The following is a 16,998-nucleotide window of genomic DNA, read 5'->3' as shown; positions in this document are numbered from 1 at the left end:
AAAGGCGTGCAATTGGATAACCCATTTGCACGCCTTTTTACAATTTATAAAGAGATTAACCCTGTACGCGTGAGGCATTCGGAGATAGCGCCGAGCATGACTGGATAAATAGGAATAACGATGTTAATAGGACCAAGTTCAAACAATCCGCTTCTGTTATGGACTGTTGCTCCTTGCACATAAATACGGAAGTGATCGGAGCCCGGAGCTAAATGCGTGGTCTCCTGGTTACCCGATCGAGCATTGACGAAAGACATAGCTTTCGTTGAAGAAATCTCATAGGGAACAATACTGATGATTTTCTCCAATTTAAAATAATAATTCATATGTGGCTTGTGAAGAATCAGTTCTTTGGTCGTGATGGTTAAACCATAATCCTTCTTCTTATGAGACATCTTCAAGTCGCCTTCCAGCGATTTTATCTGAATGAAATCTGAACTCATGGCAAAGCCCTCCTTCACGAGTCATGATGATCGCTTGTCTTAACAGAATAACACAGATCATCATCCTTGTTAAATGGAGGGACTTGGTTTCTATTTTTGCTGGAAAAGGATCGAGCATTGTGTCCCCTGGTTTAAAACGCTGCTAAAGGAAATTTTCCCGTTCATCATTTTAATAATGCTCATAACGACGACAAGCCCAAGTCCGGTCCCTTGTTCTTTGGTTGTATAAAACGGCATCCCGAGTGAATCTAATTGTGATTGGCTCATCCCAACCCCTGTATCGGTAATGGAAATTTGAACACCGTCCGGCAGCTTGCAGGTGCGCAGTACAATGTGGCCTCCATCAGGCATGGACTCAATGGCATTTTTGACCAAATTCATCAAGCACTGCCGAAGCTTCTTGGACTCACCCAGGATAAACAGGGGGTCATCGGTCTCATGAATGATTTCGATGTTAACCTGATGATCCGTAGCAAGTGGAGTAATGAATCGAAGCGTGGCTTCCAATTCCTCCTTAATATCCAGCTGCTCCTGCAACCCGTTGGATGGCTTGGCATAGTTTAAATAGTCATTAATGATGGTATTCGCCTGGTCTACACCGGATAGCGCCAGCTCAATATATCTCTTCTGATCATGGAGTGGCAGCTCCTTCTGATCTAATAGCTGCAGGAACCCGCGAATGGAGGTTAATGGATTGCGAATTTCATGAGAGATCGTGGCAGCCAATTGTCCAATCATGCGGTCTTTTTCAATAGCGATAATGCGTTGTCTATGTAATTCATGTTTCTTCATATGGAAAATTAAAAAAGTAATGAGCAGTAGTGAAATAAAAGTAAACAATATGGTGTATAGAACATACATAGAAAAGTAAGATTGTATGTAAGACGCAAGCAGTGCATACAATACTTCGTACACAACCAGTAAGGCCAATGCGTATTTTAATTTGTATTTAAGATTAAGCTGATTAATTTTTTTTCTAATATAATAACTGCCAAGCAAGATAAAAGCACTGCTTAGCAATGCCGGCTGCCAGTAGTAATGAAGCACGAAAATACAGCCTATATTAAAACTGATCCAAGTCATTGCAGCAGGAATAAATCCAGCAAATAGAATGACCGTTGTTAAACTCAAAGGGAGAAAGTGAAGCGAATAGATGAAGGGATCAATATCTTCATAATTCCAATAAAAGATAAGTAGAATGATGAGCAGAATACCAAATAACAGATTGCGGTGCTGCTCTTTGTAGATGAATAAAGGTGTGAGAACCTGATGGATTAATGTAGCGCTCATGAGGTAGAAGAGACCATGCAGTTCATGGGAAATGATTGAATGGAGCAAACGATTGCCATCCTTTCCATGTGTACGACATTATCTTAGCTATTTCTACATTATCTCACAGAATTAGACCTTATCAAGAGAAAGGGTCTATTTTGGATGCTAAAGATTTGCTAAAGATTTAATAAAGACTTATGGTGTTTACGCTATTAGCCGCTGTATAATAAGAGTTAACATCAATGCAAGCGTTTACAAATTCACGGGATTTGAAAACGAGGAGAGATGAGGATGCGGGCGTGCTCACAGGTTTGCGGTGTTGTCTTTAATCCGATTGACGAAGATTATTTGAATGTTTGTGACGAGTGTGAGCATGTCGGGAAGCTTGAATCTGAAACAGCGAGTGAGAGGCTAGAAGAAACAAGTTACTATTTGGGAAAATGCGGCCTTATTATCGATTATTTGCTCTAAAAAGGCGTTGTCTAAAAAAAGGTTGATTACCAGCAATTTCTTGTTACAATGTAAGTAGATTTACTATTCATACTATTTATTCTTTATGCTGTTCATTTTTGAAAGGAGACCTTGCATGGTAACTTTACCTAAATTGAACGATCTCGGATTTTTCGAGATAAGACTGGAATCCATCGGCGGTCTCGGCGCAAATCTGGCTGGTAAAATGCTGGCGGAAGCGGGCGTAGTCGGGGTGGGCTTGAACGGGGTTAGTTTTTCTTCTTATGGTTCTGAGAAGAAAGGATCAGCAGTGAAAGCGCACATCAGGTTTTGTGACATGGATACGAAAATACGGGATACATCGCCTGTAGAACGACCGCATGTTGTAGGTGTTTTTCACGAATCGCTTTCCAAAACTGTAAACGTTATCAGTGGCATTTATGAAGACAGTACAGTATTAGTAAACTCAACGAAAACGCCTGATGAACTCAAGGAGAAGATGAAGCTAAGAGGCGGCACAATTGCGGTTATCGATGCCATCGGAATTTCACTGGAGGAGAAAAACCGTGTAAACATGGCAATGCTTGGCGCTTTGTTCCGGTTATGTGATTTCCTTGATCCGGATGTCATGAGAGGTGTTATCCGGAAATCATTGGAGAAGAAGTATCCGCAGGCTGTTGCACCAGCCTTACGAACGTTCGACCGCGGATACAACGAAGTTAAGTTCCAAACGTATGCGCTTCCAGAAGGGGAGACAATGCCTGATTTCGTGCGCTTTGATACCCCTGTACTCGGATATGAAACGCAGACGATCGGCGGCGTGATTTCAAATCCCGGGAACAGTATTCTTAAGGATCTAAGCATCTCACGCGCGGGCATGATGCCGCATTTCCATGAAGATAAATGTATTCACTGTGCTTCTTGCGATAATGCATGTCCGGATTTCTGTTTTGTATGGGATGAGCTCCCTGATAAAAAAGGGCGTCCGCAGATGTTTTTGCAGGGCATTGACTATCAATACTGTAAAGGTTGCCTTAAATGTGTACAGGCTTGTCCGACCGAAGCGCTCACTGATGAGCGGGAAGAAGACGGTTATGCCGATATTCACCGTATGCCACATCGCTTCAATCTAGCTATAAACTCTTAGAGAGTATTTATGGGAGAAGGGTGGAACTACTCGTTATGTCCATTGATATTAAAAAGGAATTAGGGCAGGCCAAGGTTGAACAACGCATTGTATATGAATCAGGCAACGAGATGGCGGCGTATGCAGCCCATCAAATTAATTATCACATTATGGGATATTTTCCGATTTCTCCATCGACAGAAGTAGCCCAATTCCTGGATCTGATGAAGTCCAACGGACAACATGATATTGTGCTCATTCCGGCAGACGGAGAGCATGGATCTGCAGGTATATGTTATGGAGCCTCAACTGCTGGCGGCCGCGTATTTAACGCGACAAGCGCCAACGGTTATTTGTATATGTTGGAACAAATGCCGGTGCAGTCCGGCACACGCTTTCCCATGGTGATGAACTTGGTATGTAGATCTGTCTCCGGTCCCTTGAACATCCATGGGGATCATTCGGATCTGTATTATGCCTTAAATACGGGATGGCCGATTGTGATGTGCCGTGATCCGCAAGCGGTTTACGATATGAATATCCTTGCTTTGAAATTGGCTGAAGATCCAGCGGTGCGCTTGCCGGTTCTGGTAGCCTCGGACGGATATTTCACGTCCCATCAGAAACGCAGAGTGCAAACGTTTGCAAATCGGGAAGACGTGCATGCATTTATCGGTGAGAAGCCGCAGGGTTTCCCTGATACGTTAGATCGGAATAACCCGATCACGGTTGGCCCTTATATGAATGAACCGGATTACATTAATAACTGTTACCAGCAATCTATGGCGATGTACAATGCCGAAGAGGTGTACGATCGCATTCGGCAGGAATATGCCGAATTGACGGGCCGTGACTATCCGATTCTAGAGCTGTATCGGATGGAGGACGCGGAAGTCGCGGTGTTCCTGATGAATTCGGCTTCCGAAATCATCAAGGACGTCGTCGATCAGCTCCGCGAAAAGGGCATTAAAGCCGGATCAATCGCACCGAATATGATCCGTCCTTTCCCTGCCAAGCAAATTGCCGAAGCTTTGCAGCATGTGAAGGCGATCACGGTTGGCGATCGCGCGGATTCCTATGGCGGCCATGGCGGCAATATGGTCAACGAAATTAAAGCGGCGCTGTTCACGCACGGGAACAGAGATACGCTTGTCATAAGCCGCATCTACGGCTTAGGTGGCAAGGACTTTTATGCCGAAGACGGGCATAACCTGTTCCAATTTGCCATTGACGCTGTGCAAAACGGCAAGGTGGAAGTGCCCTTCGATTACTACGGTCACACGCCAGGTGATCCGGCGAAAGCGCCGAAGCGGGTACTGACACCGATGAAATATGAGGATTTGAAGACGGGGCTCATTACAGTAACACCGGATGAGGCCTCCGGCAAGCTGAATGTTCGGATCCCGCCACTACGCGCCCTAACCAAGAAGCCGAAGCGAATTGCTCCTGGCCATGGCGCATGTCCGGGCTGCGGCATTTTCTCGGGCTTGGAGCTGTTCTTCAAGGGAATCGAAGGCGATATCGTTTCGATCTTCCACACAGGCTGTGCGATGGTTGTCACGACAGGTTACCCATACTCGGCTCATAAAGCGACGTATATTCATAACCTGTTCCAGAACGGCGCTGCAACGCTGTCAGGTGTTGTGGAAATGTTCTGGGAGCGCAAGCGCCGTGGAGAACTCGATCATTTGGGACTGAAGGACGATTTCACCTTCGTCATGATTACAGGCGATGGCGGCATGGATATCGGCATGGGGCCGGCTATTGGCGCTGCGCTGCGCAATCATAAAATGATTATCCTCGAGTATGATAACGAGGGTTACATGAATACAGGTGCGCAGCTGTCCTATTCAACGCCGATGGGGCATCGCACGTCGACTTCGAACGTTGGGAAGCACCAAGGCGGGAAAGTGTTCCACCATAAAGATACGGCGCAAATTATGGCGGCTACGCATATCCCATATGTCTTCACAGGATCAGAGGCGTATCCGCAGGATCTCGTGAAAAAGGCAGCGAAAGCACAATGGTACGCTCAGAATGAAGGCCTTGTGTATGGGAAGATCCTGATTGCCTGCCCTCTCAACTGGCTGTCTGACGACCAAGAGGGATCCAACATTGTAGGCGCTGCGGTAGATTCCTGTTTCTTCCCGCTGTACGAAGTCGAACACGGCATTACGAGCATCACGTATAACCCCGAAGATAAAAACAAGAAAATTCCTTTATCGGATTGGCTTAAGACGATGGGGAAAACGAAGCATATGACGAAGCCGGAATATGAAGGCTCGCTCAAATCTTTCGAAGTCGAAGTTGAACGCCGATGGAATCGTTTAAAAGCAAAACACGAGAACGCTTATTTGTAATAGCCATCATATGAACGAGGCACGTTCACCCTGTTGCGGTGAATGTGCCTTTTTAGTGGAGGAAGATTATATGCCCTATGTACTGCAAAATAAAAACACAGAACAGCTCCTTACCTGCATGCTGGTCAATCATTATGGACTTGCTTACTATGGTGTGAAATTTTGGCCTGAGCAGGAGGAGGCGAATGAGCATTCGCGGGATTTTCTCCATTCCATAACGGGAGTTGTACCGGAAGATTGGCAGGTGATCGAGCTTGAAGACGGGGAAATGAAACTCTGCAACGTGAAATTGAAAAATGACCCTAACCTCTCGATCTGCTGGCTGCCAACAAGAAAACCCGAGCTTCGAAAGTTGGAAAATTAAACCTTGCCGTCAATAGGCATGCAGCCATGCGACATTTACATAAAAACGACAAAAATCGCAACCTTTCGCCTATATTCGCTCTTCAGCCCCTGAAACTATAATAAGGGTATGTAAGTAAAATATGACATCATGAAGTGAGGTTGAGGCGATGAAAAAATGGTCGTTGGTTGTTAGCTTGATTGTTTTGGCGCTTACTTTTGTTTTACCGGCAGCGATTTCAGCCGATGTAGGTGCTTCGACGAAAGCACAGATCGTATCGGGGGTAAGTTTTCGAGATCAGCCGAGCACGTCAAGTAATGTGATCCGGTTGCTGAAAACGAACGAAATCGTCACGGTAACGGATTATGTGACAACCAATTGGTACAAAGTCAAGGATGCACAAGGCGTGAGCGGCTATGTATCGACAAACAGCAAGTACATAAAAATTGTCAGCAATGCAGCAATCATTTATGGCGTTAACTTTCGTACGCTTCCTTCATCAGATAGTAGCTCCAAAGTGATTCGCATGCTTAATAAAGGTGAAGAAGTTTTAATTACGGATAAGGTTAATGACAGTTGGTACAAAATTGTGGATGCAAACGGCACAAGCGGCTACGTAAGCACAGGCAGCAAATACATGGTCACTGATTTCTCCGTGATCGTTCCTAATATGCCACTTGCGGATGAGATCGAAGCGGTCATTTCAGCCGGGAATGTCTACTTGGGCACACCTTATGAGTTTGGTTCCGTTCGAAATGATCCTACTACGTTTGACTGCTCTGATTTCGTACAAACGATGTTCTGGGATGCGCTTCGCTTCTCGGTTCCAAGTGATTCCGCTGCACAAGGCAATTTTGTGCGTTCTTTAGGACCTGTTAGTACGGATTGGACGAAATTAAAACGTGGAGATTTGATGTTCTTCAGCTCCTATAAAGGAAGCAAACCTTCTGATTATGTGGGTGTTGATCCGTTCAAAGAGCCGATTACCCATGTAGGGCTTTACCTGGGGAATGGATCTATCCTGCATACGTACTCCGTTGAATCCGGCGGTGTTCGTGTCGATACAATCGATGGCAAGCAATGGGAGAACCGCTTTTTGTATGGCGGAAGTGTTTTACGATAAGTGATGGTTCGATCATTGGAGTTTTGCTATATACTATAGATAGGGGCGGATGCAGCTGGCCAGCATCCGCTTCTTCCTGATTCTAAGGAGAAAGGAAGAACCTTATCTTTGAAACCTTCGAGAGCAAATCACCCACTGGAATTTCGGAACACGACGGAAAGAGGACTGAACTTGGATACGGTTCATGAGAGGATCCTGCATTTCATGCGTCTTGAGCCGGCAGGTACCTACAAGTTTATCATTGGAACGGATTGTCAGGTGCACTCAGGCCACACCAAATTCATCACAGGTGTAGTGATTCAGCGGCTTGGAAAAGGAGCGTGGGCATGCTATCGTCAAGTGATTGTCCATCGGGCTTTGCATTCAATTAAGGAAAAGCTTTCGATGGAAACAGCACTCAGTGAAGAGATTGCGACGTACTTTGACGAGGCGAAACGAGAGGATATGGAAAATATTGTTCTTCCTCATCTGTACCAAGGAGCCTCTTTCGATATGTACATCCATATTGATGCAGGTGATGATGAGAATAAGAACAGGACGGCCAAATACGTCCAAGAGATGGTGCGGCGAGTGGAGTCTGTCGGTATGGTGCCTGTCATTAAACCGGACTGTTATGTGGCATCAGCCTACGCGAACCGGTTCTCTAAGAAACCTTATCTTCCCTTGTATGAAGATCGTGAGGTAAAGGATGGCAGTTTATAAGAGAAGATTGAACCGTTAGTTCTATATGATCACTGCGATCATTTGAGCCGGCGGTTTTTTGTTGTCTCATCGTGAGCTCCGGGTTAAAATGTCCAGTGAAAAAAGGGTTTTCAAAGCTTATTAGCGAAATAAATGCTGATACACCCATAGAGAGAGGAGACGGATAAGTCATGAGTAGAACATTTATCATAGAGGCCGTTATGCTCGCTGTGCATGGCCAGTTAATGCTGCCAGGCCAGCCGGTTACCTATATAATCCCTTATACAAGCATTCAAGAGTTATATGAATTACATGCAGGCAGTGAGCCGATCATGCTGGAGGAAGAGGATGATGGTTTCGTCAAACAAATGATTGGCGAGCTGATCGCATTCTTCGAGGAATCCTTTAATAAGAAAAAAATTGAAAAAGCACTTGTTGCGCCATGGCGGAAAAGTCCTCCGCTGCCGATTAATGAGCATGTCACCTTAATGGTTGTGTTAGCCATTGATACAGAGGCCTATGGCGAGCAATTTGATCCGATTGAAACGGAATTAATCCTCAGTTCCATGAAGGAACAAGCGCCCATTTTAACGGATCAATTCGATCTGATCGAAAGGCTGATTCAAGCCGAAATTCCTGTTCAAGCGTTTGATGTAGAAGACTTCGAATTCGCGGTGGAAGGCGACAATCAGGTTTAGTGAAAGGAGCTGGTGAATACAATTATGCGAGTTAAAGATTTTGAGGAGCAATTGGCCTTATTGCCTGCATACTGGTTCCCTGGTCAAAAGTGGACGATCCGCATAGGTGCGGGAGGTATGAATAATACAACAAGATTTGTTGATGTAGCGGGCACTTCCTATGTACTGCGGCTGTACGAAACTCATCGCGATATCGATAAAATCATTTTTGAGCATCGCATTCTGCTTGCATTGAACAAACGAAAAAATCAACTGCCTTACCGAATTCCAGTGCCAATTGAACTGCCGGATGGCGGAACGGTTGTTCAGCTGGATGATAGCCAAGGAAAACTCGCGGCGTTATTTACCTTTACGGACGGGATAAATCCCACGTGGGTGAATGCTCAACAATTGCTGCATTATGGAGAGGCTGTTGGTCAGTTATCTGCAGTTTTGGGAACGATAGCTGTCGATTTGAAGCCTGTATACCCACCTTACTACGAGATTGAAAATATTCATCCCCGCTGCACGCCGGATGCGATTCGCGAATTCTGTTTGCATCCACCGGATCCTTTTTTCGCGCAGCGCGAGGAGCTCCTATATATTTTTGAACGGTTTTCCGCGTTATATCAAGCGATTCCCTCTTTGCGCAAACTGCCTCATCAGCTTGTGCATGGCGATATTAACGGTTCTAACATGCTGGTGGATGAGGAGGGTCAAATTACCTCCGTACTGGATTTTGAATTTATCACGCGGGATCTCCGGGTTATGGAAATTGCGGTCTGCTTGTCCGACTTGATTGATCCTGCGCTGCCGAAAGCGGAGCTGAAGCGAAATTGTGCCGCTTTCTATCAAGGCTACCAGCAATTCGCCCAGTTAAAAGAAGTGGAAATTCAGGTGCTGCCGTTGTTGATAGAGCTGCGGAGGCTGGATGTCTTTATTCACTTTCTGGGACGATATGCGGATGGTGTTGATCCGCAAGGTGTGCTGATTGATATTATCCAGAATACATTTGATAAGACAAAATGGCTGCAGGAGCATAGCATGGAACTTGTACGTTCTATACAAAATAAGCAATTAGACTAGAGAAACTGTACAACCGTAAGCATCTTTGCGGGAATACCTTATAGTACCAAAGGAAAAGGTGGTGCTGGTGGTATGCCAAAAGGTGCTTATCTGGGAAATGTACGTGCAATACCAAATTGCGGCCGTTTTTGTACGAATGTCTGTACACGTTTGTTTGTAGTTGGCAGGAATCAATGCATTGCGGACTGTTTACGCTGTGCGGGAATTCGAGGAACTGCGAAGTCGAAAGCGTTGCTCATGAACAAAGAGATCTATAAACCAAAAGGCAAAGGGAAATGCGGCTGTGGTTGCGGCAAATGCAAGTAAGTCCTGAAGCTGTCGAGGTGACTCGGCAGTTTTTTTGTTGCCGGGAACGATTTGGAGAGAGCCTACTAACCTAAAGGTAAGTAAGACACGTTTTTTTCAGTTCTTTTTTTGTTGTCAGCGTTCGCCTATACTGTACTAAGAAACCAAACTTTGGTGAAACTTTAATAGATACTTACAACGTAAGTTTTCTATGGACATTTTGAAGGAGGACTCACATGGTTTATCAAGCAAGCTCAACACGTTATGCAGAAATGAAATATAATCGTTCCGGAAAATCCGGACTTAAACTGCCAGCGATTTCATTAGGCCTATGGCACAATTTCGGGGGATTGGACATTCACGAGAATGGACGAGCTATGCTGCTTCGTTCTTTTGACTTGGGGATTACACACTTCGATTTGGCTAATAACTACGGCCCGCCTCCAGGTTCGGCTGAAGAAATGTTCGGCAAAGTATTGAAAAGCGACCTTGGCGCGTACCGGGATGAGATGATCATCTCCACAAAAGCTGGTTACCACATGTGGGAAGGACCATACGGGGAGTGGGGTTCCAAGAAATATCTGATTTCTTCCCTGGATCAAAGCTTGAAACGCATGGGCCTTGATTATGTGGACATTTTCTACTCACACAGACCTGATCCGAACACACCTTTCGAAGAAACAATGGGCGCTCTTGATCAAATTGTTCGTCAAGGTAAAGCTTTGTATGTTGGTCTTTCCAACTACACGGCGGAACAAACGAGAGAAGCGGTGACCATTTTGAAAGATCTTGGTACACCACTGCTGATTCATCAACCTTCTTACAGCATGCTGAATCGTTGGATCGAAGGTGGTCTGCAGGATGTGCTGGATGAATTCGGAGTGGGCAGCATCGCGTTCTGTCCGCTTGCTCAAGGCTTGCTAACGAATAAATATGTGAGCGGAGTACCAAGTGATTCACGCGCAGGCGGGAAAAGCCAATTCCTGAACACGAAGGACATTACAGAAGAGAAGTTGAATCAAATTATTCAACTGAACGAACTGGCTGCTAGCCGTGGCCAAAGTTTGGCGCAAATGTCGCTGGCTTGGGTGCTGCGCGGCGGACGTGTTACTTCAGCGTTGATCGGCGCAAGCCGTGTATCGCAGATCGAAGAAAACGTTGCAGCTTTGAAAAACCTGGAGTTCGCTCCGGAAGAGCTGGAACAAATCGAAAAAATCCTGAAGTAAGCTTCAGGATTCCAATCGTTTATCAATCGCTTCGGACATGGTTCGATCGGTCAGATGCGCGTAAATTTGCGTCGTTTCCGGCGAAGCGTGCCCAAGCTGCTCTTGTGTTTTGTATAAATCGTTCTGCAAGTAATAATCCGTGGCGAATGAATGCCGCAGCTTATGAACGGACAAATACGGTTTGCCGAAACGCTTCGCATATTTGATAACGAGTTCTTGTATGGCCCGTTTGGTCATACGAACGCCTTCTTTTTTGCCATTCGCAATGGCAAGGAAGAGGGCTTTTTCTTTTTTTTGCGGCTTATATTGGGTTTGCCGAATAGCTAGATAATCCGTTAGCGCCTCAATGGCATCCTGACGGAAGTAGACAGGCGTTTTGAACGTATCATCATTTTTACCTTTGCGGTAGACATGCGTTAACTTCTTCTTCAGATCGATATCATCGACATTCAGATTAAACACTTCGGATACGCGCAGACCGGAATTCAAAATTAACGTAATGATGCAAAGATCTCTAATTTTGTTGCGTTCATAAGAGTAGATAGCCTGCTTGTTGGAGGCTACATCATGCTCGTACCCATTCTGGACATAGTCGATGAACTGGGCAATTTCCTCTTCCTGCAGAAGTTTGCCTTCCAGCTTGGCGGCACTATCCTTGGGCCTGTGAGACCTTTTGATTTCCACTTTTGCCATGACATTTCGCTTCAGCAGCGGGTAGAAATTCTCGTCTTCGGCTATTTGGCTTAAATAATGGAACAGGGATCGGAGTGCGGAAAGCTTCCGGTTAACGGTCGTTTTGACATTCGCATGTTCTCTCCGAACAGCAAGGAACATCCGGAAATTATCGACGCTGTCCATATGTAATACCTCTAAATCCTCGATAGGCACTTGATTGATCGTTGGGGCTGTGCTTAATCCTTCGGCCAGCATCCAGGATAAGAAAATTTCATAATCGCGCACGTACTCCAGCAAAGAGGAGGGGGAAAGATCGGGCAGCTTATAATTAATAAATTTCTCTATATACCAAGGCATGGAGGGGATTCTTTTCTCTAACTCTTGGCGGTCTTTGACTTTAATAATGTTCATAGGCTCTGGTCACCTCTTTAACGTATGCATGTTGTAAGTATAGCAGTGAGGGAGGGAAATTGGTAGAAGAAGGATGGCTCTGAGGCTTCACCCCCTATGTTATGATAGCTAGATCCAAACTTTATGACGCACTTATACGTCCTACCTCATAGAAGACACATAATACGCGCGTATTAAAAGGAGCGTTTTTACACTCATGAGCCTGCAACCCAATCTGGAGAAATTGTTAATTACCTGTATAACGGAACATAAAGATCACGTTTACCGTTTGGCATACAGTTATGTGAAAAATCAGGAAGACGCGCTTGATATTGTTCAAGAAGCGATCCATAAAGCGTTTGCCTCGGCGGAGTCGCTGAAAAACACAGCGTCGATGAAGAGTTGGTTTTATCGTATTGTTGTGAACACTTCGCTGGATTTCTTGCGGAAGCACAAAAACATGCAGGTCGTGGACGAAACGATGCTGGAAGCCATGGACTCTGGCAGTGAAGATGTATATGCCAATTTGGATCTGGAGATAGCACTGGATGAACTGCCAACCATGTATCGCAGCGTGATTACCCTTAGATATTTTGAGGATTTGAAAATCGACGAAATTGCCGAAGTGCTGAGTGAAAATATTTCGACGATCAAAACCCGATTATATCAAGCCCTGCGGCTGCTCCGTATTCGTATGACCGATGACAATCCAGAGGAGGCACTCTAAGATGGATAGGAAATTAGAAGAAATGAAACAACAATATACGGATGTCCCGATCCCCAAAGAGCTTGATTTTATCGTAACGAAAGCCATCCAACGTCATACGAAGAAAAAGAGAAGTTTCAAATGGTTGACAACTGCTGCTGCCGCGGTGATTATTTTTGTCGCTGGTATCAACACAAGTCCTGCTTTTGCTCATGCATTGTCGGAAGTGCCGCTGGTGGGGAATTTGATCAAGGTGCTCACGTTTAGAGAATATATGTTTAAGGACCAGACATATGAAGCCAAGTTGGAAGTGCCAGTGATTACGGACATGAAAAATAAGGAGCTTCAAGAATCGCTGAATCAAAAATATCAGGAAGAAGCGAAAAAGCAGTATCAAGATTTCATGGCGGAAATGGATAACATGAAAGCAGCTGGCAGCGGAGGGCATTTGGGCGTAAACAGCGGTTATGTCGTGAAGACCGATAACGATCGCATTTTGTCTGTGGGAAGATACGTGGTAAACATGGTGGGATCTTCTTCGACCACGTTTCAATACGACACGATAGATAAGAAGAAAGAGATTCTCATTACACTGCCCAGTTTGTTCACGGATGAGCGGTATATCGAGGTGATCAGCGAGAACATCAAGTCACAGATGAATGAGCAGATGAAATCGGATCAGGGAAAAGTGTATTGGGTGGAAGGTTCCACGGTACCGGTACAGATGAGCGAAATCTTCAAGTCCATTAAAAAAGATCAAAACTTTTACATTAATTCGGACGGTCAACTTGTGATTTCGTTTCAAAAGTATGAGGTTGCGCCAGGTTATATGGGTGTTCCTGAATTCGTCATTCCGACCGGTGTGATATCCGATCTTCTGGTCAGCAAAGACGAATATCTTCGATAATTCAAGCTGCTATGGCTGAGAGGAATAAGATCGGCTCATTTTACTAAAATTAATCGTGTATGGAAAATTCGAGCTGGGGGTTCTTTTATGTCACAACAAAACCAACAAGATCAGGATGACAATAAGCAAAACATTGAACAAATTAAACAGTTTGCCCAAAAAGCGGAGCAAGCTGCTGAACAAACCCTGCAGGTAGCTCAGGAGCTTCACTCCCAGGCTACCGCGGCTGCACTCTCGGAAGCGGAGCAGGAGATTCAGCAGCTGCAGTCTCAAATTAAGGATGCGCAGCAGAAATCGGCTACCCTCAAACAGGAGCTTGATTCCCTTGAACAATCTGGGAATTAATTGAAAAAGGGTATTGTCTGTACATGACATGATGTGTTAAGATGTGGAAAATAAACGGAAGGGCTTCTAGGGATCCGAATCCACGCGGATGGCGAACCAAGCGAAGCCGACACGGATGAAGACGTGTTACACCGTAAGGGATAAAAGACCTTCGGAAAGTTCCGCCTGCATAGGCGAAACGGACCGAGAGGTCTTTTTTGCTTTAGCGAATGAAAGGACGGTGGAGCTAATGGAGTCGATACGTGTTCAGCAGTTAGGAAAGTCATTTCGAATGAAGAAGAAAGAGGAAGGATTCATCGGCAGTGTTAAGGCGCTCGTTAAGCCGCAATACACCGAGAAAGTAGCCGTTGAAGGCATTACGTTCTCTGCGGCTGGAGGAGAAACGCTAGCCTTCCTCGGCCCGAACGGAGCGGGGAAGTCAACGACGATCAAGATGCTGACCGGGATCCTGCATCCCTCCACGGGTGAGGCGGAAGTACTTGGCTGTTGTCCTTGGAAGGAGCGAAACAAGCTTAGTTATCAGATCGGCTCTGTGTTCGGCCAAAAATCGCAGCTCTGGTACCATCTGCCGCCGATCGATACCTTTGAGCTGATGAGCCGTATTTATGAGCTGCGGCGAAGTGATTATATCAAGCGGCGTGACGACCTTATTGAGCGATTCGAGCTTGGTCCCTACTTGCAGACCACCGTTCGAAAGCTGTCTCTAGGCGAGAGGATGCGTTGTGAAATTGCAGCTTCCTTGCTGCATCGTCCCCAAGTGCTCTTCCTGGATGAACCGACTATCGGGTTAGACGTGGTTGTGAAGCAGCGCATCCGTGAGCTCATTCTGGAGCTGAAGCGGGAAGAGGGGACAACGATCTTCCTAACCTCTCACGATGCCGGCGACATTGAACGGCTATGCGATAGAGCCATTGTAATCAATCATGGACGAATTGTGTTCGATGATCGTGTTCAAGTGATGAAGCAGCGCTTCATGACTCACAAGACAGTACGCCTTGTGCTGGAGGACGAACCAGGCGAGATGGAACTCGAAGGCGTGACGTTACTGGAAAAAAACGGCGTGGGACTCTCCCTCTCGGTGGATACAGGGCGAACAACGATTGAAACAGCCTTATCTCAGATCATGGCGGCTCATAGAATTGTTGACGTCACGGTAGAAGATCCGCCTATGGAGGATATCATCACTCGCATGTACGGGGACTATGGCAAGGGAGGGACGGAACATGAACTCCTGGAGCAAATCGGTTAAGTATGTTTTTATTGGCAAAATCACTCTCCGGAATCAATTTGCCTATATGATTGATTTTCTCATTCGATCGATCTTTTTGCTTTTGATCTTATATATTTTCCTTCAGTTGTGGCAGACGACGTTCCATGGGGAAGGCACAGATACCATTGCCGGCTATAGTTTTAAACAGATTATGTGGTATCTGGTCATAACGGAATCGATGATTCTGTCTAGTCCCAGCTTGTGCACGCGTGTTGAAGAAGAAGTGAAAAGCGGCGATATTGTGTTTAAATTCGTTCGTCCGGTCAATTTTGTCGTGTTCCACTATGTCGAATACATGAGCGAAGCAGCCATCCGTTTTATCGTAAACGCTATTCTTGGCACCATTTTGGGGCTAATAATCATTGGGCCGCCGCATTTCGGCTATGGGTTGTTATGGCTTCCGCTTATTGCGCTTTGCGGTTTCACGGTCAATTTTTTACTGAATATGGTATTAGCTCTTTGCGCTTTCTGGGTGGAAGAGACTCGGGGTTTGGAATTTGTGTACAATAAATTTCTATTTACCATCGGCGGCATGCTGATGCCTCTGGAGCTATTTCCAGATGCGCTGCAGCAGGTAGGCCGCTGGCTCCCTTTTCAAACGATTGTTTATCTCCCAGCCAAAACAACGGTGGCTTTCGATGCTTCCAATCTGGCCGGAACGATTTCCACACAGCTAATTTGGATGCTGGTGATCGGTGTTCTCGTCTTCCTCGTGTATCGGAAAGGAGTGACAAAACTCAATGTTAACGGTGGATAGCAAGCGTTTGCCAACAATCAGCGAATACGGGCAGCCCGGGAAATTCAAGCGTTTGCTTCGATTTGTTTGGGCATGCTGGAAGCTCAATCTGGCGGGAGCCATGGAATTTCGTTTGAGTTTCCTGCTTACCGCCGGCATGATGATTATCAATAATGTGGTTTGGATCGTATTCTGGGGGATTTATTTTGGCCGATTCCATGTGTTGAATGGATGGGAGATGCAGGATGTGATGATGCTGTGGGCCGTAGCAGCCGGAGGTTTTGGGGTGATGGCCACATTCTTTGGCAATGCGACCCGGATATCGAATCTGATTGCAACCGGACAACTTGATATCTATTTAACACAGCCAAAGCCCGTACTGCTGCATGTTCTTATTAGCCGGATGTCGGTTAGCGCCATTGGTGACGTTTTATTTGCTCTTTTGATTTACGCTGCTTTTGGAGATAAGTCAGGGCTTGGTTTACTTAAATTTACACTGGCGATGGTATTGTCGACGCTGATTTTTATATTTTTCACGGTCATTGTAAATTGTCTCGCCTTCTGGCTGGGCAGCACGGAGGGACTTAGTTTGCAGTTGTATAATGCACTTCTAACTTTTACAACGTATCCGACCAGCATTTTTAAAGGTCTAGGTAAAATCGTTTTATTCACCGTACTGCCAGCGGGATTTATTAGTTACTTGCCGATTGGATTGTTACGCGAAATTGATTTGCCGTTTATTTTAGCAGCCATTGGTATTGCTCTATTCCTTTGCGTTGTCGCCATAAGCCTATTTTATGGAGGGTTAAAAAGGTATTCATCCGGCAACATGATGGGGCTGAGACGTTAAAAGGCATAGCATCCTTATGAGCTGCGCATACTACTCAGGTGGCAGAC

At 45.5% G+C, this 16,998-nt stretch carries 18 protein-coding genes; 15 read left to right on the top strand and 3 right to left on the bottom strand.

The window, feature by feature from the left end; all coding sequences use genetic code 11:
• Window positions 1–44 precede the first annotated feature (44 nt).
• Together PCH02S_RS05740 and PCH02S_RS05735 are read right to left on the bottom strand one after the other, a co-directional pair.
• On the bottom strand, window positions 45–443 hold the full coding sequence (locus PCH02S_RS05740) for a hypothetical protein (RefSeq protein WP_127450916.1): 399 nt from the start codon (window positions 441–443) through the stop codon (window positions 45–47).
• 90 nt (window positions 444–533) lie between these two features.
• The gene (locus tag PCH02S_RS05735; protein ID WP_127450914.1) at window positions 534–1,781 is read right to left on the bottom strand and encodes a sensor histidine kinase; all 1,248 of its coding nucleotides are present in this window, start codon (window positions 1,779–1,781) and stop codon (window positions 534–536) included.
• A gap of 225 nt (window positions 1,782–2,006) precedes the next feature.
• Here PCH02S_RS05735 and PCH02S_RS05730 point away from each other — a divergent pair, with 225 nt between their 5' ends.
• The 9 genes from PCH02S_RS05730 (at window position 2,007) to mgrA (ending at window position 11,072) form a co-directional block, all read left to right on the top strand.
• Entirely contained in the window at window positions 2,007–2,186 is a 180-nt protein-coding gene (locus PCH02S_RS05730) for a hypothetical protein (protein ID WP_127450912.1), read from the top strand.
• A 115-nt stretch (window positions 2,187–2,301) separates the two neighbouring features.
• On the top strand, window positions 2,302–3,312 hold the full coding sequence (locus tag PCH02S_RS05725) for a 2-oxoacid:acceptor oxidoreductase family protein (RefSeq protein ID WP_127450910.1): 1,011 nt from the start codon (window positions 2,302–2,304) through the stop codon (window positions 3,310–3,312).
• A 35-nt stretch (window positions 3,313–3,347) separates the two neighbouring features.
• Window positions 3,348–5,651: a thiamine pyrophosphate-dependent enzyme gene (locus PCH02S_RS05720; protein WP_127450909.1), complete on the top strand. Its 2,304-nt coding sequence runs from the start codon at window positions 3,348–3,350 to the stop codon at window positions 5,649–5,651.
• A gap of 70 nt (window positions 5,652–5,721) precedes the next feature.
• Complete coding sequence (locus tag PCH02S_RS05715; protein WP_127450907.1) at window positions 5,722–6,015, top strand: hypothetical protein; 294 nt, start codon at window positions 5,722–5,724, stop codon at window positions 6,013–6,015.
• Between the two features lie 148 nt (window positions 6,016–6,163).
• Window positions 6,164–7,117, top strand: coding sequence for a C40 family peptidase (locus tag PCH02S_RS05710; RefSeq protein ID WP_127450905.1), 954 nt, complete (start codon window positions 6,164–6,166; stop codon window positions 7,115–7,117).
• Between the two features lie 171 nt (window positions 7,118–7,288).
• The gene (locus tag PCH02S_RS05705) at window positions 7,289–7,819 is read left to right on the top strand and encodes a ribonuclease H-like YkuK family protein (protein ID WP_246068962.1); all 531 of its coding nucleotides are present in this window, start codon (window positions 7,289–7,291) and stop codon (window positions 7,817–7,819) included.
• A gap of 170 nt (window positions 7,820–7,989) precedes the next feature.
• Window positions 7,990–8,496: an ADP-heptose synthase gene (locus PCH02S_RS05700; RefSeq protein WP_127450904.1), complete on the top strand. Its 507-nt coding sequence runs from the start codon at window positions 7,990–7,992 to the stop codon at window positions 8,494–8,496.
• 24 nt (window positions 8,497–8,520) lie between these two features.
• A complete protein-coding gene (locus PCH02S_RS05695; RefSeq protein ID WP_127450902.1) occupies window positions 8,521–9,561 on the top strand; it encodes a phosphotransferase enzyme family protein in 1,041 nt (346 codons plus the stop codon).
• 521 nt (window positions 9,562–10,082) lie between these two features.
• On the top strand, window positions 10,083–11,072 hold the full coding sequence (gene mgrA / locus PCH02S_RS05690) for an L-glyceraldehyde 3-phosphate reductase (protein WP_127450901.1): 990 nt from the start codon (window positions 10,083–10,085) through the stop codon (window positions 11,070–11,072).
• A gap of 3 nt (window positions 11,073–11,075) precedes the next feature.
• Here the strand turns inward: mgrA and xerS are convergent, their stop codons facing one another.
• Window positions 11,076–12,158: a tyrosine recombinase XerS gene (gene xerS / locus PCH02S_RS05685; RefSeq protein ID WP_127450899.1), complete on the bottom strand. Its 1,083-nt coding sequence runs from the start codon at window positions 12,156–12,158 to the stop codon at window positions 11,076–11,078.
• Between the two features lie 196 nt (window positions 12,159–12,354).
• On the opposite strand from xerS, the gene PCH02S_RS05680 reads away from it, so the two are divergent.
• From PCH02S_RS05680 to PCH02S_RS05655, 6 genes are all read left to right on the top strand, one after another.
• On the top strand, window positions 12,355–12,864 hold the full coding sequence (locus tag PCH02S_RS05680; protein ID WP_127450897.1) for an RNA polymerase sigma factor: 510 nt from the start codon (window positions 12,355–12,357) through the stop codon (window positions 12,862–12,864).
• 1 nt (window position 12,865) lies between these two features.
• Complete coding sequence (locus PCH02S_RS05675; protein WP_127450895.1) at window positions 12,866–13,750, top strand: DUF3298 and DUF4163 domain-containing protein; 885 nt, start codon at window positions 12,866–12,868, stop codon at window positions 13,748–13,750.
• Between the two features lie 87 nt (window positions 13,751–13,837).
• Complete coding sequence (locus tag PCH02S_RS05670; RefSeq protein WP_127450894.1) at window positions 13,838–14,095, top strand: hypothetical protein; 258 nt, start codon at window positions 13,838–13,840, stop codon at window positions 14,093–14,095.
• Window positions 14,096–14,324: 229 nt separating this feature from the next.
• On the top strand, window positions 14,325–15,344 hold the full coding sequence (locus PCH02S_RS05665; protein WP_127450892.1) for an ABC transporter ATP-binding protein: 1,020 nt from the start codon (window positions 14,325–14,327) through the stop codon (window positions 15,342–15,344).
• Entirely contained in the window at window positions 15,319–16,122 is an 804-nt protein-coding gene (locus PCH02S_RS05660) for an ABC transporter permease (protein ID WP_127450890.1), read from the top strand. The genes PCH02S_RS05665 and PCH02S_RS05660 overlap by 26 nt, the downstream gene beginning before the upstream one ends.
• Window positions 16,106–16,951: an ABC transporter permease gene (locus PCH02S_RS05655; protein ID WP_127450888.1), complete on the top strand. Its 846-nt coding sequence runs from the start codon at window positions 16,106–16,108 to the stop codon at window positions 16,949–16,951. The genes PCH02S_RS05660 and PCH02S_RS05655 overlap by 17 nt, the downstream gene beginning before the upstream one ends.
• Window positions 16,952–16,998 lie beyond the last annotated feature (47 nt).

The organism is Paenibacillus chondroitinus NBRC 15376 (assembly GCF_004000765.1).
Taxonomy (GTDB): Bacteria; Bacillota; Bacilli; order Paenibacillales; family NBRC-103111; genus Paenibacillus_E; species Paenibacillus_E chondroitinus.
This window is presented reverse-complemented; position numbering and strand designations above follow the sequence as displayed.

Coding starts and splice junctions, on each gene's coding strand:
- PCH02S_RS05675 (WP_127450895.1), top strand. CDS start 12,866: ATGGATAGGAAATTAGAAGAAATGAAACAACAATATACGGATGTCCCG.
- PCH02S_RS05655 (WP_127450888.1), top strand. CDS start 16,106: ATGTTAACGGTGGATAGCAAGCGTTTGCCAACAATCAGCGAATACGGG.
- PCH02S_RS05710 (WP_127450905.1), top strand. CDS start 6,164: ATGAAAAAATGGTCGTTGGTTGTTAGCTTGATTGTTTTGGCGCTTACT.
- PCH02S_RS05715 (WP_127450907.1), top strand. CDS start 5,722: ATGCCCTATGTACTGCAAAATAAAAACACAGAACAGCTCCTTACCTGC.
- PCH02S_RS05740 (WP_127450916.1), bottom strand. CDS start 443: ATGAGTTCAGATTTCATTCAGATAAAATCGCTGGAAGGCGACTTGAAG.
- xerS (WP_127450899.1), bottom strand. CDS start 12,158: ATGAACATTATTAAAGTCAAAGACCGCCAAGAGTTAGAGAAAAGAATC.
- PCH02S_RS05665 (WP_127450892.1), top strand. CDS start 14,325: ATGGAGTCGATACGTGTTCAGCAGTTAGGAAAGTCATTTCGAATGAAG.
- PCH02S_RS05720 (WP_127450909.1), top strand. CDS start 3,348: ATGTCCATTGATATTAAAAAGGAATTAGGGCAGGCCAAGGTTGAACAA.
- PCH02S_RS05695 (WP_127450902.1), top strand. CDS start 8,521: ATGCGAGTTAAAGATTTTGAGGAGCAATTGGCCTTATTGCCTGCATAC.
- PCH02S_RS05700 (WP_127450904.1), top strand. CDS start 7,990: ATGAGTAGAACATTTATCATAGAGGCCGTTATGCTCGCTGTGCATGGC.
- PCH02S_RS05660 (WP_127450890.1), top strand. CDS start 15,319: ATGAACTCCTGGAGCAAATCGGTTAAGTATGTTTTTATTGGCAAAATC.
- PCH02S_RS05670 (WP_127450894.1), top strand. CDS start 13,838: ATGTCACAACAAAACCAACAAGATCAGGATGACAATAAGCAAAACATT.
- mgrA (WP_127450901.1), top strand. CDS start 10,083: ATGGTTTATCAAGCAAGCTCAACACGTTATGCAGAAATGAAATATAAT.
- PCH02S_RS05725 (WP_127450910.1), top strand. CDS start 2,302: ATGGTAACTTTACCTAAATTGAACGATCTCGGATTTTTCGAGATAAGA.
- PCH02S_RS05730 (WP_127450912.1), top strand. CDS start 2,007: ATGCGGGCGTGCTCACAGGTTTGCGGTGTTGTCTTTAATCCGATTGAC.
- PCH02S_RS05680 (WP_127450897.1), top strand. CDS start 12,355: ATGAGCCTGCAACCCAATCTGGAGAAATTGTTAATTACCTGTATAACG.